The 19,543-nt window shown below is 62.7% G+C and carries 24 protein-coding genes; 18 read left to right on the forward strand and 6 right to left on the reverse strand.

Translation table 11 applies throughout. The annotated features are described in order from the left end of the window. Positions 1–163: 163 nt before the first annotated feature. On the forward strand, positions 164–1,231 hold the full coding sequence (locus tag EB233_RS20975) for a branched-chain amino acid ABC transporter substrate-binding protein (protein ID WP_081294291.1): 1,068 nt from the start codon (positions 164–166) through the stop codon (positions 1,229–1,231). Further along, positions 1,231–2,253, forward strand: a complete 1,023-nt coding sequence (locus EB233_RS20980) for a P1 family peptidase (RefSeq protein ID WP_064991532.1) — start codon at positions 1,231–1,233, stop codon at positions 2,251–2,253. The genes EB233_RS20975 and EB233_RS20980 overlap by 1 nt, the downstream gene beginning before the upstream one ends. Before the next feature lie 74 nt (positions 2,254–2,327). Here EB233_RS20980 and EB233_RS20985 read toward each other — a convergent pair whose 3' ends face one another. Beyond that, positions 2,328–2,582 (reverse strand): DUF2171 domain-containing protein, encoded by a 255-nt coding sequence (locus tag EB233_RS20985; protein ID WP_064991533.1) that lies wholly within the window; start codon positions 2,580–2,582, stop codon positions 2,328–2,330. 256 nt (positions 2,583–2,838) lie between these two features. Between EB233_RS20985 and EB233_RS20990 the strand changes: the two genes are divergently transcribed. From EB233_RS20990 to purB, 3 genes are all read left to right on the forward strand, one after another. Then, complete coding sequence (locus EB233_RS20990; RefSeq protein ID WP_064991534.1) at positions 2,839–3,564, forward strand: DUF2259 domain-containing protein; 726 nt, start codon at positions 2,839–2,841, stop codon at positions 3,562–3,564. A gap of 101 nt (positions 3,565–3,665) precedes the next feature. Beyond that, on the forward strand, positions 3,666–4,079 hold the full coding sequence (locus EB233_RS20995) for a hypothetical protein (protein ID WP_425487712.1): 414 nt from the start codon (positions 3,666–3,668) through the stop codon (positions 4,077–4,079). A 156-nt stretch (positions 4,080–4,235) separates the two neighbouring features. Further along, on the forward strand, positions 4,236–5,543 hold the full coding sequence (gene purB, locus EB233_RS21000; protein ID WP_064991536.1) for an adenylosuccinate lyase: 1,308 nt from the start codon (positions 4,236–4,238) through the stop codon (positions 5,541–5,543). A gap of 51 nt (positions 5,544–5,594) precedes the next feature. Here purB and EB233_RS21005 read toward each other — a convergent pair whose 3' ends face one another. Further along, complete coding sequence (locus EB233_RS21005) at positions 5,595–6,407, reverse strand: VOC family protein (protein ID WP_064991666.1); 813 nt, start codon at positions 6,405–6,407, stop codon at positions 5,595–5,597. Between the two features lie 245 nt (positions 6,408–6,652). On the opposite strand from EB233_RS21005, the gene EB233_RS21010 reads away from it, so the two are divergent. Further along, entirely contained in the window at positions 6,653–7,207 is a 555-nt protein-coding gene (locus EB233_RS21010; RefSeq protein ID WP_064991537.1) for an RBBP9/YdeN family alpha/beta hydrolase, read from the forward strand. A 13-nt stretch (positions 7,208–7,220) separates the two neighbouring features. Here the strand turns inward: EB233_RS21010 and EB233_RS21015 are convergent, their stop codons facing one another. Next, complete coding sequence (locus EB233_RS21015; RefSeq protein WP_064991538.1) at positions 7,221–7,994, reverse strand: HpcH/HpaI aldolase family protein; 774 nt, start codon at positions 7,992–7,994, stop codon at positions 7,221–7,223. 210 nt (positions 7,995–8,204) lie between these two features. Beyond that, the gene (locus EB233_RS21020) at positions 8,205–8,525 is read right to left on the reverse strand and encodes a DUF1476 domain-containing protein (protein ID WP_064991667.1); all 321 of its coding nucleotides are present in this window, start codon (positions 8,523–8,525) and stop codon (positions 8,205–8,207) included. A 276-nt stretch (positions 8,526–8,801) separates the two neighbouring features. On the opposite strand from EB233_RS21020, the gene purC reads away from it, so the two are divergent. From purC to EB233_RS21050, 6 genes are all read left to right on the forward strand, one after another. After that, on the forward strand, positions 8,802–9,596 hold the full coding sequence (gene purC, locus EB233_RS21025; protein WP_013532127.1) for a phosphoribosylaminoimidazolesuccinocarboxamide synthase: 795 nt from the start codon (positions 8,802–8,804) through the stop codon (positions 9,594–9,596). 42 nt (positions 9,597–9,638) lie between these two features. Further along, a complete protein-coding gene (gene purS, locus EB233_RS21030) occupies positions 9,639–9,881 on the forward strand; it encodes a phosphoribosylformylglycinamidine synthase subunit PurS (protein WP_027051636.1) in 243 nt (80 codons plus the stop codon). A gap of 1 nt (position 9,882) precedes the next feature. After that, positions 9,883–10,551 (forward strand): phosphoribosylformylglycinamidine synthase subunit PurQ, encoded by a 669-nt coding sequence (purQ, locus tag EB233_RS21035; protein WP_064991539.1) that lies wholly within the window; start codon positions 9,883–9,885, stop codon positions 10,549–10,551. A gap of 64 nt (positions 10,552–10,615) precedes the next feature. Then, positions 10,616–11,281 (forward strand): glutathione S-transferase family protein, encoded by a 666-nt coding sequence (locus EB233_RS21040; protein WP_064991540.1) that lies wholly within the window; start codon positions 10,616–10,618, stop codon positions 11,279–11,281. After that, positions 11,278–11,685, forward strand: coding sequence for a hypothetical protein (locus EB233_RS21045; protein ID WP_064991541.1), 408 nt, complete (start codon positions 11,278–11,280; stop codon positions 11,683–11,685). Before EB233_RS21040 ends, EB233_RS21045 begins: the two co-directional genes overlap by 4 nt. 2 nt (positions 11,686–11,687) lie before the next feature. Next, positions 11,688–12,320, forward strand: coding sequence for a Pr6Pr family membrane protein (locus tag EB233_RS21050; protein ID WP_064991542.1), 633 nt, complete (start codon positions 11,688–11,690; stop codon positions 12,318–12,320). A gap of 8 nt (positions 12,321–12,328) precedes the next feature. Here the strand turns inward: EB233_RS21050 and EB233_RS21055 are convergent, their stop codons facing one another. Further along, positions 12,329–12,580, reverse strand: coding sequence for a DUF1127 domain-containing protein (locus EB233_RS21055; RefSeq protein WP_064991543.1), 252 nt, complete (start codon positions 12,578–12,580; stop codon positions 12,329–12,331). A 92-nt stretch (positions 12,581–12,672) separates the two neighbouring features. Here EB233_RS21055 and EB233_RS21060 point away from each other — a divergent pair, with 92 nt between their 5' ends. Further along, positions 12,673–14,085, forward strand: coding sequence for an aminotransferase-like domain-containing protein (locus tag EB233_RS21060; RefSeq protein WP_064991544.1), 1,413 nt, complete (start codon positions 12,673–12,675; stop codon positions 14,083–14,085). Between the two features lie 16 nt (positions 14,086–14,101). Here EB233_RS21060 and EB233_RS21065 read toward each other — a convergent pair whose 3' ends face one another. After that, complete coding sequence (locus EB233_RS21065) at positions 14,102–14,266, reverse strand: hypothetical protein (RefSeq protein ID WP_171892247.1); 165 nt, start codon at positions 14,264–14,266, stop codon at positions 14,102–14,104. A 205-nt stretch (positions 14,267–14,471) separates the two neighbouring features. Between EB233_RS21065 and purL the strand changes: the two genes are divergently transcribed. From purL to EB233_RS21090, 5 genes are all read left to right on the forward strand, one after another. After that, a complete protein-coding gene (gene purL, locus EB233_RS21070; RefSeq protein ID WP_064991545.1) occupies positions 14,472–16,703 on the forward strand; it encodes a phosphoribosylformylglycinamidine synthase subunit PurL in 2,232 nt (743 codons plus the stop codon). A gap of 47 nt (positions 16,704–16,750) precedes the next feature. Further along, entirely contained in the window at positions 16,751–17,284 is a 534-nt protein-coding gene (locus tag EB233_RS21075; protein WP_064991546.1) for a hypothetical protein, read from the forward strand. Positions 17,285–17,400: 116 nt separating this feature from the next. Further along, positions 17,401–17,634 carry a BolA/IbaG family iron-sulfur metabolism protein gene (locus tag EB233_RS21080; protein ID WP_015318146.1) on the forward strand — a complete coding sequence of 78 codons (234 nt, stop codon included), beginning with the start codon at positions 17,401–17,403 and terminating at the stop codon, positions 17,632–17,634. Between the two features lie 152 nt (positions 17,635–17,786). Next, the gene (gene grxD / locus EB233_RS21085; RefSeq protein WP_013532137.1) at positions 17,787–18,122 is read left to right on the forward strand and encodes a Grx4 family monothiol glutaredoxin; all 336 of its coding nucleotides are present in this window, start codon (positions 17,787–17,789) and stop codon (positions 18,120–18,122) included. 143 nt (positions 18,123–18,265) lie between these two features. Next, entirely contained in the window at positions 18,266–19,534 is a 1,269-nt protein-coding gene (locus EB233_RS21090; RefSeq protein WP_064991547.1) for a multidrug effflux MFS transporter, read from the forward strand. Positions 19,535–19,543: the final 9 nt, after the last annotated feature.

Here is a 19,543-nt window from a genome sequence, read left to right on the forward strand (position 1 = left end):
GAACCCTACCGCTATATATGGCGACATACGACATGCCACAAGCGAAGTGCTTGGCCCATATCCCCAAATTCGCGTGTTGCACCAAGGCCGGGCAGCCTTTAGGTCTTGGCGGGAATTGGTGCCCGCGCAATTGTTGGCGGGCTTGGAGGAACTCTTCGGCAGCATGCGACCTGGGGCAACGATATCCGCCGCGCTGGCCTGGTTGTTCCTCGCCGGCGCAGCCAGCGCACAGACGCTCACGATCGGCGTCGTCGCCCCCTTGTCGGGACCGTCGGCCATCCTCGGCAAGCAAATCGAGGCCGGTGCCGGGCTGGCGGCGCAGGCGAACGGCATCGAATTCAAGACCGAGGATGACGCCTGCACATCAGATGGCGGGGCCGCCGCGGCCAGGGACTTCGCCGCAGCCAAGGTTAGTATCGTCGTCGGCTTTCTGTGCACGGAAGCGATCGAGGCGGCGATGCCGATCCTCAAGGATGCCAACATTCCGGTCATCACCATCGGCGTGCGCACGGAAAGCCTCACCGATCGCCGCGCCAAGACCGGCTGGCCGGTCTATCGGCTGGGGCCGCGCGGCGACGATGAGCGCAACGCGGTTGCCGCTACCCTCACCCGCCTGTGGCAGGACGAGCTGTTCGCCATCATCGATGACGGCACCATTTACGGCCGCGAAATGGCCGAGACGTTTCGCGCCGCCGCCGAGCAAGCGGCGCTCAAGCCGGTGTTCGTCGATACGTTCCGGCCGCAACTCGACAACCAGATCGGGATGATCGGCCGGCTGAAGAAGGCCGGCGCCACGCATGTCTTTGCCGGCGGCGACGGCGACGACATTGCCATTATGGGCCGCGATGCCGCACAGCTCCAGGCCGGCATCGTCTTTGCCGGCGGTGAAAATCTGCGCACGCCGCCCGGCGACGTGCCCTATGCGACGGGGACGCTGATGATAGCGCCGCCCGAATGGGCCGAAGTCGCCGACGCAAAAGTGCTGGAAAACTTCTCCGCGCAGAAAATCGTGCCGGACGGCTACGCGCTGCCGGCCTATGCGGCGGTCGAGATCGCCAAGGCAGCGTTAGCCTTGTCATCGGGCAAGCCGCTGACCGAGGCGCTGACAGGTCACGACTACACCACGGCGATCGGGCCGATCCGCTTCGATGCCAAGGGCGACCTCAGCCGGAGCATCTACCGCGTCTTCCGCTTCGACGGCACCCGCTTCGTGCCCCTGGACAGCAATTGATGTTCCGCACCGGTCCGCGCAATCTGATCACCGACGTTGCCGGACTGCGCGTCGGCAATTCTTCCGACGTCGCCTTGAAGTCCGGCGTGACGACGGTGCTTTGCGACGAGCCGGCGGTCGCCGGGGTCCAGATCCTGGGCGGCGCGCCGGGCACGCGCGAAACGGACCTGCTCGAACCGCACAATTTGGTCGAGGCGGTCCATGCGGTGGTGCTGTCAGGCGGTTCGGCTTTCGGCCTTGACGCCGCGTCCGGTGTGCAGGCGGCGCTGCGCGAGCGCGGCATCGGCTTCGAGGTGGGCGGCTTTCGCGTGCCGATCGTGCCGGCGGCGATTCTGTTCGACCTGCGCAATGGGGGAGCCAAGGATTGGGGCCGTTATCCCCCTTACCGCGACCTCGGCTATGAGGCAGCGCAATCCGCCGCCACCGAGTTCCAGCTCGGCACGGCGGGTGCAGGCACCGGTGCGCTGACCTCGGGACTGAAGGGCGGCCTCGGTTCCGCCTCGACGCTGCTCGATAATGGCGTCACCATCGGTGCGCTGGCCGCCGTCAACCCGACGGGATCGGTGACCGTCGGCCGCACTTGCCATTTCTGGGCGGTCCCCTTCGAAATCGGCGATGAGTTCGGCGGGCTCGGCTATCCCTCGCCGATGCCGTACGATGCCGCGGAGATCTTGCTGAAATACCGCGACAAGCCGGCAGGCAGGCAGATGGAAACCGGCGGCAACACCACCATCGCGGTGATCGCGACGGATGCCGTTCTAACCAAGGCGGCGGCAAAACGCCTGGCGATGTCGGCGCATGACGGCTTCGTGCGCGCCATCTGGCCGACGCACACCCCGGCGGACGGCGATCTGGTGTTCGCTCTGGCGACGGGAACGAGCGGTATTCGGCTCGAAGCCGACGCCGCAATCGACGTCTACGCCGCGGCTGGCGCAACCATGGCGCGCGCCATCAGCCGCGGCGTTTTTGCCGCGACGCCAGCCGACAATGACCTGTTCCCGGTCTGGTCGTCGCGTCGCTAGATTTATTGGTTCCAGCGCAATTCCAGGGGAAAACGTTCCCGGGAAAGCCGTTCACACCTTTCCTGGAATTGCGATCAGGTCGGATCGGATTTTTCTTCCTCGAACGTCACCGCGACATCGGAATTCGCCGACAGCCACACCTTCTTGCCGTCGAGCTCGGCAACCAGGGCCAGAGGAATGTAATGGTGATGGCCTTTGTGAGCACCCTCGCCGCTGTCGGCCTTGGTCAGCTTGATGCGCTGGCCGTCGACCTTGTCGACAGTGCCGACATGCACGCCATCGGCGCCTACGACTTCCATATGCTCACGAATTTTGCTGGTGTCGGTCATGGTGGTTCTCCATTGGGACTGCCGACAATAACAGATGACGGGCCGATTGGATGCATTGGCTTATGACCGGCACGACGTTTTGACTTTCGTCGTGCCAGAGCAGTCCCGTTTCACGGAAACGGCGCCTTGCTCTATCTCTTTGTTTGATGCAATTCCCATGGGAGCGCTACACGTCTTTCCCGGAAAGCCGTTTCACACTTTTTCCTGGAATTGCTTTAGGGATTGCAACGACCGCGGCTGCCGGAGAGAAGAACCGATGCGAATGCTTTTCCTGTTTGCCGTTTCCCTGGCCACACAGCTTGCGGCGTCGATCGCCGCCCAGGCCGGCGATGTCGCCGAGCTCGAAATCCTCGGCTTCAGCAAGGACGGCGGCGTCTTCGCCTTCGAAGAGTATGGCACCCAGGACGGGTCGGGCTTTCCCTATGCCAACCGCTATTACATCGACACGAGCAATGACAGCTTTCTCAAGGGCACGCCAATCAAGGTCCGGCTCGACGACGAGAATGCCACGCTCGACACTGCCCGCCTCCAGGCTCGGCAGAAAGGCGAAACCATCGTCAGCCAGGCCGAACTCAACGCCAATCGCGGCATCACAGCGGGTTTCAACCCGGTGACCGAGCTTTCGGCTGATCCACACCGGATGGCGGTCAATCCGCGGCCGATCTTTTCTCCGGTCGACCAGCCGCTCGAGTTCCGGCTGGACGAGCTCGGCATGAACAACACCGAGGGCTGCGAGAGCCAGGGCGAGATCAATGGCTTCCGGCTGTTGCGCATCGAAGCGCAGGATGGGGGCACCACCAGACTTCTGCATGAGGATAAGTCGATCCCCAAGAGCCGCGGCTGCCCGAACGCCTACCGCATCGGCGCGGTGCAGACATTCTCGATGGACAGCCTCAGCGCCTATGCGGTGCTGATCGCGGTGCGCCAATATGGCTTCGAAGGGCCGGATTTTCGCTGGATTGCCGTGACCGGCCGCCTGTGACATCGCACCCCGCCACACCCAGCCGCAATTTGAACTATCTCCGCCGCGCCTTGCCAGGGTGGCGCGTAGCGTTTTTCGGCTCGCTCTTGTGGGCCATGGCCATGGGTGCCAGTGCGCTGGTCAACCTGTTGCTGGACAATTGGGTGACGCCGGACAAGATCCGCACGGTGTCGCTGCTGTTTGCGAGCGGCGGCGCCCTGGCCTTTCCGGTCGGCGTGTTCGCGGCACGGCTGGTCTCACTCGCAAGAGGCCCGGAGGTCGCCTTCGCTTCGGCGATGGTGTGCCTTGCCGCCGCGACGATCGGGCTGACAGCCGGGCTCTATGCCTTGCAATACCGATCCTACTATGCCGAATGGCATGCACCCGTCTTCACCCTCACCTGGGGGTTTCAGCTCGCCTTTACGATGGCGGTGGCGCTCTACCAGTTCGTGGTGCTGGGTATCAGGCTCTATTTTCCGCTCGGTTTCATCGCCTTGGCTGCCGTCAGCCTCTGGTTTGCGCAGCAGCGGCGTTGAGCATTTTGTCCGCCTCTGTTAGGACGCGGGCTAACCCAGAGCGGTTCAGCGTTTGGCAGAACCGCCGAACCGCTCTAACTCCTTTTTTCGCAATTCCGGACGGAAAACCGCTGCACACTTTTCCTGGAATTGCTCTAGACACATCAGGACTGACCGATGATCCCTCGCTATTCCCGACCGGAAATGGTCGCCATCTGGTCGCCGGAAACCCGGTTTCGCATCTGGTTCGAAATCGAGGCCCATGCCTGCGACGCGCTGGCCGAACTCGGTGTCATCCCGAAGGAAGCGGCGAAGACCATCTGGGAAAAGGGCGGTGCCGCGAAATTCGACGTCGAGAAGATCGACGAGATCGAGCGCGTCACCAAGCATGACGTCATCGCCTTCCTGACCCATCTCGCCGAATTCGTCGGACCGGACGCGCGTTTCATCCACCAAGGCATGACGTCCTCGGATGTTCTCGACACCTGCTTTGCCGTCCAGCTTGCGCGCGCCAGCGATATCCTGCTCGCCGACATCGATGGCCTGCTTGCCGCGCTCAAGCGCCGCGCCTTCGAGCACAAGGACACCGTCACCATCGGCCGCAGCCACGGCATTCATGCCGAACCGACAACCTTCGGCATCAAGCTGGCGCAGGCCTATGCCGAGTTCTCGCGCTGCCGCGAGCGGCTGGTGCATGCGCGGGAGGATATCGCCACCTGCGCCATTTCCGGGGCGGTCGGCACCTTCGCCAACATCGAGCCTTACGTCGAGGAGCATGTCGCGGCAAAGCTCGGGCTGAAGCCGGAGCCGGTATCGACGCAGGTCATCCCGCGCGACCGCCATGCCATGTTCTTCGCCACGCTCGGCGTCATCGCCTCGTCGATGGAGCGGCTGGCGACCGAGATCCGGCATCTGCAGCGCACCGAGGTGCTGGAAGCGGAAGAGTATTTTTCGCCCGGCCAGAAAGGCTCGTCGGCGATGCCGCACAAGCGCAATCCGGTGCTGACGGAAAACCTCACCGGCCTCGCCCGCATGGTGCGCTCCATGGCGTTGCCGGCAATGGAGGATGTGGCGCTCTGGCATGAGCGCGATATCTCGCACTCCTCAGTCGAGCGCATGATCGGCCCGGACGCCACGGTGACGCTCGATTTCGCGCTGTCAAGGCTGACCGGCGTCGTCGACAAACTGGTCGTCTACCCCGAGAACATGCTGAAGAACATGAACAAGTTCCGCGGCCTGGTGCATTCGCAGCGCGTCATGCTGGCGCTGACGCAGGCCGGCCTGTCACGCGAGGACTCCTACCGGCTGGTGCAGCGCAACGCCATGAGGGTGTGGGAGCAAGGCGCTGATTTTCTTGAGGAACTTTTGGCCGACAAGGAAGTGACCGCTGCGCTCCCCGAGGCGGAGATCCGCGAGAAATTCGACCTTGGCTACCACACCAAGCATGTCGACACGATCTTCAGGCGGGTGTTCGGGGAAGCCTGATCTTCCTTCTCCCCGTTTTACGGGGAGAAGGAAGCTGTGCCTGCGCCCAAATCAGGCCTTGCCCGGCACGGTCTTGATCACTGTCCCCCACGGATCCTCGCGGGTGATCTCACCGGCCACATTGTCCGAACGCATCTCGACCCAGGCGAGGCCCGAACGGGCCGGGTCGCGGCGCCCGGCGCCGGCACTTTGCCAGGCATTGGCGCCGATGTGGTGGTGGTAGTGGCCGGATGACAGGAACACGGCCTGGCCGCCATATTTGGCCACCGTGTCGAAGCCGAATTCCTGGTTCCACCAGGCTTCGGCCTCTTCCGGCCTGCCGACGCGCAGATGGACGTGGCCGACAATGCTGTTTTCCGGCGCGCCCTGCCAGCCCGCATCGCCGGCCGGCACTTCGCCGACGACAGCAGGAACGTTCATCCGCTCTGTCGCCATGGCGACCTTGTCGCCGTTCCACTTCCAGTCCCGCGGATTACGGTCGGCATAGATCTCGATGCCGTTGCCTTCAGGATCGGTCAGGTACAGCGCTTCGCTGACCAGATGGTCCGAAGCGCCCTCGATGGCGATCTTGTCCGATATTGCATGGTTGATCCAGCGGCCGAGATCGGCGCGGCTGGGCAGCAGGAAGGCCGTGTGGAACAGGCCGGCGCTGCGCGGATCGTCCGGCTTGGCGGAAGCATCCGGCTCGAGCACCAGCAGGGGACGGCTGCCAGCGCCCAGGGTGATCGCGCCATCGGCACGGCTCAATTCCTGCAGGCCGACGACCCTGCGGTAATAGGCGGCGAGGCTTTCGGCATCACGCGCCTTCAGCCCGACGCGGGCAACGCTCACCGGCGTGGTGGCGGCAAATGGCAGTTCGCTCATCATTGTCTCCGTTGCGGCAACGCTTGATGAAGCTCCCAATGCCAGGAGCCCGGCGCCGCCGATCATTGTACGTCGTGTCAGCGCCAAAATCGCGGTCCTCCACGGCTGTTTCTCTCCCGACGATAGATCGTCCATCGCGATTGTTCACACAAGACGGAAAAAAGCGAACATGGTGTTCACCGTTATGCGCAGAAGCTTGTCCGTCGACGGTTGCATGAGGCAATCGCGCTCGCTATCTCAGCACCATGAAAGTCAAAGACACAGATATCCTGATCGTTCCGGGTTACACCAATTCGGGGCCAGAGCATTGGCAGACCCGTTGGCAGTCGAAACTGTCGACGGCAAGGCGTGTCGAGCAGGCGGAGTGGTCGAAGCCGGTGCGCGAGGACTGGACGGCGAGCGTTGCCAAAGCGGTCAACGAAGCCGAGCGGCCGGTCGTCATCGTCGCGCATTCGCTGGGCGTCGCCGCAGCCGTGCAGGCCATTCCACAATTCGTCAAGCCGGTGGCTGGCGCCTTCTTCGTGGCGCCGCCCGACGTCGCCAACCCAGAAATCAGGCCACGGCACCTGATGACGTTCGGCCCCTACCCGCGCGACCCGCTGCCTTTTCCGTCGATCGTGATCGCCAGCCGCAACGACCCATTCTGTACTTTCGATGTCGCGGAGGACATTGCCGGCGCTTGGGGATCGCTGTTCATCGATGCTGGCGAGACCGGCCATCTCAACCAGGATTCAGGCTTTGGCCCCTGGCCTGAAGGATCGATGACCTTCGCCAAGTTCCTGACGGACTTGAAAGCTTAGCGCGCGTCGCGCTTCAGGCTTCAATCGAATCTTTGATGCCCTTCAGCAGGGTTTTTGCCCCCAGCGAAATCAGCGCATGCTCGGATCCGGTGGCGAGCAGGCGATAGCCCATCGACACGACGCGGCCTGCAATCGCCGGCTCGACGACATAGATCGCGGCATGCTTGCCGGCCTTGCGGGTGCGCTCGGCGACCGACGCTATCGTCTCCATCATGCTTTCCAGTGTCGAATTGACGACCTCACCGTTGCTCCAGGCGATCGAGAAATCAGAGGGCCCGAGGAAAATGCCGTCAATGCCCGGCGTGTCGAGAATGCCGTCGAGCGCGGCGAGCGCGGCGCGCGTTTCGACCATGGCAAACGCCATCGTGCGCTGGTTGGTGTCACGCAGCCATTCGGCATAGTCGCCCTTGCCGTGGCGCGGAAAAGCATAGGTCGGGCCCCACGAGCGCTCGCCGAGCGGTGGATATTTCATCGCCGCTGCGAACAGCTTTGCGTCGGCCACCGAGTTCACCATCGGCGCAATGACCGCCTCGGCCCCGAAATCGAGCGCCCGGCTCGCCATGTCGAAACGGCCAACCGGGATGCGTACCAGCGCCGGCTTGTTGGCGGCAAGCACGGGCATCAGACCGCGCAGCACGCTGTCCTCGTGATGGCCGCCATGCTGCATGTCGAGCGTGACGGCATCGAAGCCCTGTTTGGCGAGGATTTCGACGGTCAGCGCGTCCGGCACGCCCGACCAGGCGGTGACCAGCGTTTCGTCAGCGGCTAGGCGGGACTTCAGTGACATCTAATCTCTTTCCTCGTTAACATCGCATCGGCCCGAAAATCGGATCGATTTTCGGAAAGCACGATGCGAAAACGCTAAGCGTTAGAGCGTACTTTGTGCGTCCAGAAGGACGCACGTCGCTCTAATGCAGTTTCAGCCTGAAACCGCGACAAAGGCAAAGAAAAACCGCCCGGCTTGGCCGGGCGGTCGATTGGTCCAGCGTGAACTAAATCAGGTATTTTTGATCTGCTCGATCGCCTGCGCCATCAGTTCGTCCATGGTGCGACGGATCTGATGGTCCGACTGGTCGATACCGGCGGCATCGAAATCCTTGCGGATCTTGCGGAACACGTCGTGATCGCCGGCTTCCTCAATGTCGGAAACAACGACTTCCTTGGCATAGGCGTCGGCGTCGGCGCCCGACTTTCCGAGCTTTTCGGCGGCCCACAGGCCGAGCGCCTTGTTGCGGCGCGCCGAAGCCTTGAACCGGAGCTCCTCATCGAATGCAAATTTGCGCTCGAAGCCCTCTTCGCGGTCTTTCATGCTGCTCATGGCGTCCCTCCGGGTCAAATCCGATTCGTTGGCAAGGTGATATGTGTGTTGCCGAAGCACAAACCAAAAGGTCGCGAGCCGGTCAATACGCTTCGTCATATGCTGCGCTGCGGCATTTCAGTCCCGAAAGCGGTTGATTGGAAGGATTTGCCGATTGAGCAAACGATGTGATTGGGATAGACCCGGCATTGAACCCCGCCGTCGCCGCACTAATTCAGGCGGACGGACAGGAACTGGTCGCTTGCCGCCTGCCCGCAAATCCAGAGAAAAAATCAGATGAAAAATCGCCGCCGCATTTATGAAGGCAAGGCCAAGATCCTCTATGAGGGACCCGAACCGGGTACCTTGATCCAGTTCTTCAAGGACGATGCAACCGCATTCAACAAGAAGAAGCACGAGGTCATCGACGGCAAGGGCGTGCTCAACAACCGCATTTCCGAGTACATCTTCAATCATTTGAACCGCATGGGCATTCCGACCCACTTCATCCGCCGGCTCAACATGCGCGAGCAGCTGATCAAGGAAGTCGAGATCATCCCGCTCGAAGTGGTGGTGCGCAATGTCGCCGCCGGCTCGCTGTCGAAGCGCCTCGGCATCGAGGAAGGCACCGTTCTGCCGCGCTCGATCATCGAATTCTATTACAAGGCCGATGCGCTCGATGATCCGATGGTGTCGGAAGAGCATATCACCGCCTTCGGCTGGGCAAGCCCACAGGAGATCGACGACGTCATGGCGCTGGCCATCCGCGTCAACGACTTCCTTTCCGGTCTGTTCATGGGCGTCGGCATCCAACTCGTCGACTTCAAGATCGAGTGCGGCCGCCTGTTCGAGGGCGACATGATGCGCATTGTCGTCGCCGACGAGATTTCGCCGGATTCCTGCCGCCTGTGGGACGTGGCGACGCAGGACAAGCTCGATAAGGACCGTTTCCGCCGCGACATGGGCGGCTTGGTCGAAGCCTACCAGGAAGTCGCCCGCCGCCTCGGCATCATGAACGAGAATGAGCCGCCACGCCCGACCGGCCCGGTGCTTGTCGCCTCGACCGACGGCCTCAAGGGCAAGCCGCACTGATAGCGGCTTGCAAGCCAACATTCGAACAGGAGCAAGTCCAGCGTGATCAAGGCCCGCATTACCGTCACCCTCAAAAACGGCGTTCTCGACCCGCAAGGCAAGGCGATCGAACACGCTTTGTCCGGCCTCGGCTTTGATGGCGTCGGCGCGGTGCGGCAGGGCAAGGTGTTCGACGTCGAACTGGCCGAGAGCGACAAGGCCAAAGCCGAGGCCGACCTGAAAGCCATGTGCGACAAGCTGCTAGCGAATACGGTCATCGAGAATTACGCGGTGGAGATCGCCTGATATGAAATCAGCCGTCGTCCTCCTGCCTGGCCTCAACCGCGACCGCGACATGATCGCGGCGCTGACCAAGATTTCGGGCAAACCGCCGATCACCGTCTGGCAGACCGACACCGAGATCCCCGATGTCGACCTCATCGCCATTCCTGGCGGCTTTTCCTTCGGTGATTATCTGCGCTGCGGCGCGATCGCCGCGCGCATGCCGGTGATGCGGGCGGTCGCCGAAAAGGCCGCCAAGGGCGTCGCGGTGATCGGCGTCTGCAACGGTTTTCAGATCCTCGTCGAGGCCGGCCTGCTGCCGGGCGCGCTTATGCGCAACACCTCGCTGAAGTTCGTCTGCCGGCAGGTCAAGCTCGAGATCACCAACGCCAACACCATGTTCACCCGCCGCTATCAGCCGGGCCAGATCATCCGCTCGCCGGTGGCGCACCATGACGGCAACTACTTCGCCGACGCCGAAACCCTTGCGCGCCTCGAAGGCGAAGGCCAAGTGGTGTTCCGCTATGCCGAAGGGACCAATCCCAACGGGTCTATCAACGACATTGCTGGCATCATCAACGAGCAGGGCAATGTGCTTGGGCTGATGCCGCATCCCGAAGACCTGATCGAGGCTGCTCACGGCGGCAGCGACGGTCGTGCGCTCTTCGAAGGCGCTTTGGGCATTGCCGCTTGAAGTTTGCAGCCGCAACCTTAAGAATTGCGGTGATTCAAAATCATAATTTCAGGGAGAGACGGTCATGAAACTCTATTCGCGGCCGTTGTCGCCCTACTCGTCGATCGTGCGGGCGCTGGCCTATATCAAGGACGTGCCGCTCAAGATCATGGCGCCGCCACCGGGCTTTCCGATCCCTGAAGAGTTTCGCGCCATCTCGCCGATGAACCGGATCCCGGTGCTGATCACCGGCTCGGGTGAAACCATCGTCGAATCGGTGGTCATCGCCGAATATCTCGAGGAGCGGTTTCCGGAGCCGGCGCTGCTGCCGCCCGATTCCAAGGATCGCGCGCTGGTGCGCATGTTTGCCCGCATCACCGATCTCGACGTGCTGACGCCGATGATGAAGCTGTTCGAGCTGCATTTCGTGCCGAAGCGCAACAATGCAGAGGTCGACGCCCAGTTCGTCCGCCTGCACCACGGGCTGGCGGCGATCGAGGCGCGCATGGCGCAAGGCCCCTTCGCGCTCGGCAACGACATCAGCTTCGCCGATGCCTGGCTGACGCCAACGCGGTTCATCTTCAACAATTTCCGGGCCATGACTGGCCGCGCCGACCTGCTCGACGCCTATCCCAAATTCGATGCTTATGAGCAGATCGCATCGCAGCATCCAGCCTTGTCGCGCGTATGGGGCGAGATGACCGACGGCCTGAAAATCTTCCTGTCCGAACTCGAGATGGGTGCCGCTTGATCAAGAGCAAGACAATTGTTCTCGTCGCCGCGGCAGGCTTTGCCCTGGCGTCGTGCCAATCGAGCCCGAAGAGCACGCCGGTGCCGTCGGGCAAGAGTGCCGCGCTGCTGGCCATGGAACAGGTGGCTATTTCAGCCCACAAATGCTGGATCGCCAGCAAGGACCCGGCCTTCAAGGAATATCAGATGGCCAATGAGCTGAATTCGTACAGCGGCACGCCGCGTTTCCTCCTGGTGCCGGCCAAGCATTATGGCGGCAAGCCGTTGCTGGTCGTCCAGGCGCAAGGCAATTCGAGCCGCGTCGATGTGTTCGGACCACTGATGAACGATCCGCTCGGTGCGCGCATCGGCTCCGACATTGCCCGCTGGCAAGCCGGCAATCCGGCCTGCGCCGCGACCGCCTGACCATGGGTCGCTTCCTGCAGGTGGTGGGTCTGGCCGTCGGTCTGGCCGGCCTCGTCCTGCAGTTTAGCATCACCATTCCGGCGTCGATGGAGGCTGGGCGCAGCCTGCTCGGCTCGGTCGTCTTCTACTTCAGCTTCTTCACCATCCTGACCAATATCGGCGCGGTGTTGGTGCACACCTCGCTGCTCTCGTCAACCGGCTATGCGTGGCTGCCGGCCTTCGCCGCCCCCCGGATGCGAGCGGGTCTCGCGGTTTCGATCACTGTGGTCTGCATCGTCTATGCCACGGTCCTGGCGCGCCTCTGGCAGCCGCAGGGCCTGTTCCTGCTCTGCGACGTGCTGCTGCATTATGTGGCGCCGGTGCTGTTCGTGCTGTGGTGGCTGACGGCAGGCGCCGACGGCAGAACGAGATGGAGCGACATTTCCTGGTGGGTGCTCTATCCCATCGCCTATCTGGCCTATGCGCTGGTACGGGCGCCGATCGCCGGCGAGGTGCCCTACCCCTTCCTCGACGTCGCCAAGAACGGCGCAGCCAGTGTCGCCATCGCAGCGCTCGCCATCATGACGCTGTTCCTGGTGATCTGCGTCGTCGCCGTTTTTATCGATCGCGGCATCGGGGCCAGACGCGTGCGTTAAGCTGGTCTCTAGTCCCACAAACGCCTGATGCCCTCGCGATGAGCATCGCAGCGGGAAATGCCGATATCCTTCAGCTGATCGTCGGTCATCTCCAGCAATGTCAGCCGGCTGCGCCGACGCTCCAGCAAATTGTCGAGCCATCGTGCCAGCGACCTGACCACGCGCACCAGGCGGCCGACAAAGCCGCGCTGGCCGGACGGGCGCAGGGCCTCGCCGGGAAACGCGGCCCTTGCATGATGGATTGTCGCGATTGTATCCATTTTCTTTCTACCAAATGTCTCAATTGCACCCTTTTGGCGCCCGACTGATATGTATTGACTCATATTCCGGTGCAATATAGAAAATTGTCACCATGACAAATTGGCTTCCAGATCTGACAGCGGGCGCCGGGCCGCTTTATCAACGCCTTGCAGATGCGGTCGAAGCGGGCATCGACAAGGGCGTGATCGGCGCCGGAACGAAACTGCCGCCGCAGCGCGACCTCGCCTACGACATTGGCACCACCGTCGGGACGGTCGGCCGGGCCTATCAATTGCTGCGCGAGCGCGGCCTGGTGAGCGGCGAAGTCGGCCGTGGAACCTATGTGCTCGGCCAGCCCGCCAGCGGCGTGAAGCCGGAAGCGCCCGACGTCAGCATGGAAGGCACGCGCTACGTCGATGCGCCACAAGACAAGCTGCGTTTCGACAGCACAGCCGCGCCCGATGTCGGCCAGGGCGTCATTATCGCCGATGTGCTGTCGCGCACCGCGCAGGATCACCCCCATGAAATCTCGAGCTATACGCGCGATTTCCCTGGGCGCTGGTACGAAGCCGGCGCCCGCTGGCTGTCGCGCAACGCCTTCCGCCCGGCCGCCGACAGCATCGTTCCGACGCTCGGCACGCATGCCGCGGTGATGGCGGCGATCGCGGCCCTGACCACGCCGGGCGATTATGTCGCCTTCGAACATCTGACCTATTCGCAGATCTCGCGCAGTGCCGGGTTGATCGGCCGGCGGACGACATTGGTGGCATCGGATGACGAAGGTCTCGACCCGGCCGACTTCGAGCGCGTCTGCGCGCAAAAACATCCCAGGATGATCTTCCTGATGCCGACGGCCAAAAATCCGACGCTGGTGACGCTGTCGGACGCGCGCCGCGAGGCGATTGCCGGCATAGCGCGCGAATACAATGTCGTCCTGATCGAGGACGACCTTTACGGCAACCTTACCGACGACCCGACACCGTTGCTTGCCGAATTCGCGCCCGAACGCACCATCGTCGCCAGCGGCCTTTCGAAATCGGTGGCGGCCGGCGTGCGCGGCGGCTGGCTCTCCTGCCCTCCCGCCTATCGCCACCGCATCCGCGTCGCCCACAAGATGATGACCGGCGGCATGCCTTTCCTGCTGGCGGAGGTGAATGCCCGTCTGGTCCTGTCCGGCCAGGCCAGCGACATCCGCAAACGCAGCATCGCCGAAATCAGCGCCCGCATCGCGATCGTGCGCGACACTTTGGCTGGCTTCGCGTTCAAGTCACACGACAAGGTGCCCTTTGTCTGGCTGACTTTGCCCGACCCGTGGCTTTCCGGCACCTTCAAGAATGCCTGCCAGGAACACGGTGTGCTGATCGACGACGAGGACGAGTTCAAGGCAGGCCGCTCCGAGCAGGTCTTTCACGGCATCCGCTTCGGCGTTTCGCAGCCGAGGCATCGCGGGGATGTCGCCGACGGTGTTGCGGTCCTGCGGCGCCTTCTCGACGAGGGCCGTGCCGGCTACGACAGCTTCTCCTAGGAAGCCTGAGCTCGGCTCAGCCTTCGGCCTTGAAGTTGCGGGCTTCCTTCCTGGCCTTGTCCTTGCCGTGCTTTTCAGCCAGTTCCTTGGCCTGCCCAGGCGAAACGTCGGTGGTCTCCGCGATATGCATGGCCTCTTTATCCGAGAGGCGGTTATCTTTCTTGCCTTGCTTGGTAGCCATGGTCCGGTCTCCTGAGTGATTGAGACCTAACGGCCGGCACATCGTGGCGTTCCATTGGGCCGTGCATTCCCCGTTGCGAAGGCCATCCCGGTCGTCACCTTGTGCTTTCTGTCTTTTTTCGTCGATCGACGGGTGTATCGGGTGCAAAGCTTGCGATAAGAGGGGACTCAAATCCCAACACTCCCATGGACACAAATCGCCGCCCATGACCATTTCCAATTCCGTGCCGATCACCCCCGAGCTCATTGCCGCCCATGGGCTGAAGCCCGACGAGTATCAGCGCATCCTCGATCTCGTCGGACGCGAACCTAGCTTTACCGAACTCGGCATCTTCTCGGCGATGTGGAACGAGCACTGTTCCTACAAATCCTCGAAGAAGTGGCTGCGCACGCTGCCCACCACGGGACCGCAGGTCATCCAGGGGCCAGGCGAAAATGCCGGCGTGGTCGACATTGGTGACGGCGACTGCGTCGTCTTCAAGATGGAAAGCCACAACCACCCCTCCTTCATCGAACCCTACCAGGGCGCCGCGACCGGCGTCGGCGGCATTTTGCGCGACGTCTTCACGATGGGCGCCCGGCCCATCGCGGCAATGAACGCGCTGCGCTTCGGCGCGCCTGATCACCCCAAGACCCGGCATCTCGTCGCCGGCGTGGTTTCAGGCGTTGGCGGCTATGGCAATTCCTTCGGCGTGCCGACGGTCGGCGGCGAAGTCAATTTCGACGCCCGCTACAATGGCAACATCCTGGTCAACGCTTTTGCCGCGGGCCTCGCCAAAAGCAATGCCATCTTCCTGTCGGAAGCCAAGGGCGTCGGCCTGCCGGTCGTCTATCTGGGCGCCAAGACCGGCCGCGACGGCGTCGGCGGCGCCACCATGGCGTCCGCCGAATTCGACGACAAGATCGATGAGAAGCGCCCGACCGTGCAGGTCGGCGATCCCTTCACCGAAAAGTGCCTGCTGGAAGCCTGCCTCGAACTGATGGCCTCGGGCGCCGTCATCGCCATCCAGGACATGGGCGCGGCCGGCCTCACCTGTTCGGCGGTCGAGATGGGTGCCAAGGGCGACCTCGGCATCGAGCTCGACCTCGACAAGGTGCCGGTGCGCGAAGAGCGCATGAGCGCCTATGAGATGATGTTGTCGGAAAGCCAGGAGCGCATGCTGATGGTGCTGCGCCCCGAGAAGGAGAAGGAAGCCGAGGCGATCTTCCACAAGTGGGGCCTTGACTTCGCCATCGTCGGCAAGACCACCGACGATCTGCGTTTTCGCGTGCTGCATCAAGGCGATCAGGTCGCCGACCTGCCGATCAAGGACCTTGGCGACAAGGCGCCAGAATATGACCGGCCCTGGGTCGAGCCGAAGAAGCCGGCGCCGCTGGCCGCCAATGACGTTCCGCAGGCCGATGTTGCCGATGCGCTGCTGAAACTGCTCGGCGGACCGGACCTGTCGTCGCGCCGCTGGGTGTGGGAGCAGTACGACACGCTGATCCAGGGCAATTCGCTGCAGCTTCCGGGCGGCGATGCCGGCGTGGTGCGGGTGGAAGGCCATGCGACCAAGGCGCTCGCCTTCTCGTCCGACGTGACGCCGCGCTATTGCGAGGCCGATCCCTATGAGGGCGGCAAGCAGGCGGTGGCCGAATGCTGGCGCAATCTCACCGCCACCGGCGCGCTGCCGCTGGCGGCGACCGACAACCTCAATTTCGGCAACCCCGAACGGCCCGAGATCATGGGCCAGCTGGTCGGCGCGGTGAAAGGCATTGGCGATGCCTGCCGGGCACTCGGCTTCCCGATCGTGTCGGGCAATGTTTCGCTCTACAACGAAACCAATGGCCAGGGCATTCTGCCGACGCCGACGATCGGCGGCGTCGGGCTGATATCAGACTGGTCAAAGATGGCGCGGATCGGCTTTGCCGCAGAGGGTCAAATGATCCTGCTGGTCGGCGCACCGGCGACATGGGGCAGCCATCTCGGCCAGTCCGCCTATTTCAGAGACATCCATGGCCGTACCGACGGACCGCCGCCACCTGTCGACCTCGCGCATGAAAAGCGCGTTGGCGACCACGTGCGCGCGCTGATCGCGTCGGGCGTGGTGACAGCGGCGCATGATCTTTCCGACGGCGGTCTTGCCGTGGCGCTGGCCGAAATGGCGATGGCATCCGGCATTGGAGCCACCATTCCGGGTCTGGCCGGCACCGACCCGATCCCGGTCTGGTTCGGCGAGGACCAGGGCCGCTATCTCCTCACCCTGTCGCTCGACCCGCAGAGCAAGGAATGGGACGCCATTCGCGAGGACCAAAGCAAGCTGGGCATCTTCGCGCCGTGGATCGGCTCGACCGGCGGCGACGCTCTGAACCTCGGCGACGCCAGGGCCATCCCGGTCAGCGACTTGACCGCAGCCCACGAAGGCTGGTTCCCCCGCTTCATGGATCAGGCCAGTTGACTGGAGCATGATCCCGAAAAGTGGAACCCGGTTTTCGGAAAAAGATCATGCTCAATCGCAGGAAACTGGCTGTCCGGGCGCTGCTTGCAGTCGTTTTCTGGCCGTCGCTGTTCTTCTTCTGGTTTCTCGGCCCATTCGTCTTTTTCCTGTTGTCGACGACCTCGAGCGAGGTTTGCCCGCTGTTGGAAAGGCGTGAGCAGTTCCTGGCTTCGGCCAATGGCACGCTGCCCATGTTGGTGCTGCAGACTCTTATCTATGCGGTTCCGATCGTCTGTCTCGTGCTTTGGAGCCGGCTCCTGCCGGAGCCCGCAAGGACAAGCCGGGTCGTCATCTGCATCAAGCTTTTCGCCGTGGGCGCCATGTTGGGAGCCCTGTGGGAGTATGGCTCTTCGCTGCTCTGCGACGGCTACGGCCGGCCGTTCTTCTCACCCGCCTGGCAGATGACGAGCTATCTCCCGATCGCCACCCTGGCGGTCAACATCCCGCTCTACATCCTGGTCTTCAGCCTTGGCCGCGCCTTCTCGATGCCCGATGACGACCCGGCCGCCGATACAGTCCACTCGGATGAGACCACGTCGTAGGTGACAATCACGCTGGTGCCGGACGGAACGGCTTCAATCGCGGCCGGAAAGGCTTTAGGTTTGTCGCGACTCTCATCGCACGGGCGCCGCCCCCCGCCCGAAACAGGAATTCTGCCATGGCAATGGATGCCCACGACATCGAAAAATTGATCAAGGACGGCATACCGGACGCCCGCGTGACGATCCGCGATCTCGCCGGCGATGGCGACCATTACGCGGCCGAGGTCGTCGCCGAGAGCTTTCGGGGAAAGAGCCGCGTCCAGCAGCACCAGATGGTCTATGACGCGCTGAAGGGCAATATGGGCGGTGTGCTGCACGCACTCGCCCTGCAGACCAGCGTTCCCGACTGAGGCAGTTCCGCCAATATCCGCTTGGCCCAAACCCGCCCATCCTGTGCGCCATTTCGGCCATGGCGCGGCTAATGTCTTGTTTCGGGCAATCTATGGGTTTATTTGAAAGACATGCTTCGAGCCTGGCTCCCACGGGCGTGAAAGGATATTCCATGAGCGGTATCAACGACTACATCGACAATGAAGTGAAGGGCAACGACGTCGTGCTTTTCATGAAGGGCACGCCTGGTTTTCCGCAGTGCGGTTTTTCCGGCCAGGTCGTCCAGATCCTCGACTATATCGGCGCCGACTACAAGGGCGTGAACGTCCTCGACTCGGCCGAGCTGCGCCAGGGCATCAAGGAATACTCGAACTGGCCGACGATCCCGCAGCTCTACGTCAAAGGCGAATTCGTCGGCGGCTGCGATATCGTGCGCGAGATGTTCCAGGCCGGCGAATTGCAGACCTTCCTGGTCGAAAAGGGCGTCAGCGTCAAAGGCGCCGCCTGATTTCGGTTTTGGGCATGTCGTTACGACTGCACTGAACACCGGGGCAGCCCCACCTCGGCAATTTCTTTACGTCCCGATATCGGGACCAGACGAGCCAGTGCGCCGGCCCGCCGGCGCATTTTGCTTGAGAGATCGGATTTGCCGTGGACCAGCAATCGTCAACGCCGCAATCGGCAAGCAAACTGCCTATTCCGCGCTGGGAGTTCATTGCGCTCTGCGCGGCGCTGATGGCGCTGAATTCGCTGGCCATCGACATCATGCTGCCGGCGCTGCAGCAGATCGGCGCCTCGCTGGGCGTCGAGAATGAAAACCACCGGCAATATGTGGTCACCGCCTACATCCTTGGCTTTGGTGGCGGCCAATTGTTTTTCGGGCCTATCTCCGACCGTTTCGGCCGCCGCTCACCGCTCGTCGCCGGGCTGATCATCTATGTGGCGGCAGCCGCCGCCGCAGCCATCGCGCCAAGCTTTGAAACGCTGCTGATGTGTCGCGCCGTGCAAGGCATCGGCGCGGCCGCGACGCGCGTCATAGCGGTCTCGATCGTGCGCGACACGTTCGAAGGCCGGCGCATGGCCGAAGTCATGTCGCTGATCTTCATGGTGTTCATGGCGATACCGGTCATTGCGCCAGGGATCGGCCAGTTCATCATGCTGTTCGCGACCTGGCACTACATCTTCGTCACCATGGCCGTTGGCGCGCTGATCGTGTCGGCGTGGTCGCTGCTGCGCCTGCCTGAAACGCTGCGCCCCGAATATCGCCGGTCCTTGACGGTCGCCTCGGTCCTCGGTGGATTCCGCATCGTTCTCACCAACCGCATCGCGCTCTGCTACGCCTTTGCCAGCACCTTCATCTTTGCCGCCATGTTCGGCTTCATCGCCTCTGCGCAGCAGATCTATGTCGACATCTTCAACGTCGGCGAGATGTTCCCGGTCATCTTCGCCGGCGTCGCCGGCGTGCTCGCCTTCTCCAATTTTCTGAACTCACGCCTCGTGGGCCGCATCGGCATGCGCCGCCTGTCGCAGAGCGCGCTGCTTTTGTTCCTGGTCATCAGCCTGGCCTGGCTGGTGGTCTCGCTGGAAATCAAGATGCCGCTCTGGCTGTTCATCACCTTCTTTGCAGGCGCCATGCTTCCCTTCGGCGCGCTTGGCGCCAATTTCAACGCGTTGGCCATGGAGCCGCTTGGTCAACTGGCCGGCACGGCGTCGTCCATCCTGGGTTTCATGCAGACGTTTCTCGGCGGCATCCTTGGCACGCTGATCGGCCAGGCTTTCAACGGCACGGTGACGCCGCTTGCCGCCGGCTTTTGCAGCGTTTCGGTCGCAGCGCTGCTGATGATCCTGATCGCCGAGCGCGGCAAGATGTTCCAGCCGCACAACCTACCGGTCTCAGGGCATGTCACCGACCTGCATTGATTTTTGCTT

It is taken from the genome of Mesorhizobium erdmanii, assembly GCF_013170725.1.
Taxonomy (GTDB): Bacteria; Pseudomonadota; Alphaproteobacteria; order Rhizobiales; family Rhizobiaceae; genus Mesorhizobium; species Mesorhizobium erdmanii.